Consider the following 606-nt stretch of genomic DNA (forward strand, 5'->3'; position numbering starts at 1 on the left):
GAATAGAGATGGCCGTCTCTTGTCGGTCATCGAGCACACAGACGAAAGCCACCGGCATTTCCATTTTTATAAAATCCCGGCCCCCGGTGCTCGCTTCGAGACGATTCACCCAGGGCGAGCTGCCTCAGAAGCCGCGCGAAAAACTGGGGCGACGAAGGGCGAGCAGAATCGGGCATACAAGAAAGCGATGAGCCGCCTCCAGAACGATTTTTTCGATGAGGTCGGCATGTTTAGCGGCCTTACCCGTCTCGGCCCTGCCAAGCGGCGTTTAACGCGTTCTGGGTGGCATCAGGAGCAAGCGGCAGCCGTCGCCGCGAGCAAAGCTATGGCGACGGCTGAAAAGCAGCTTGCCGAGGCCCGGGCCGCCATGGGCGAGGCTTCGGGGGCCAAGGCAGACTTGGCCTCTGCTATGTCGGAGGCGATGGCCTCGCTCGATAGAGCCAAGGCCGAGGCGTTGGCGGGGGCTGAGAAAGCCAAGGCCGAGGCCAAGGCAGCCGCCTTGGTTGCCTTGGCCGTGCGAGAAGCCGCGGCGGCTGCCTTGGCCTCGGCCTCGGCTTTGGAGCGGAAGGCAGAGAAGCGGCAGCGGACGCTAAGCACCGCTTGGCG

Annotated in this window: 1 pseudogene; it reads left to right on the forward strand. The window is 63.5% G+C overall.

From position 1 onward, the window contains the following. Positions 1-19: 19 nt before the first annotated feature. Positions 20-606, forward strand: a pseudogene (locus E4T82_RS11990) (hypothetical protein); the annotation flags it as partial.

The sequence above is a fragment of the Streptococcus cuniculi genome (assembly GCF_004570575.1).
Lineage (GTDB): Bacteria > Bacillota > Bacilli > Lactobacillales > Streptococcaceae > Streptococcus > Streptococcus cuniculi_A.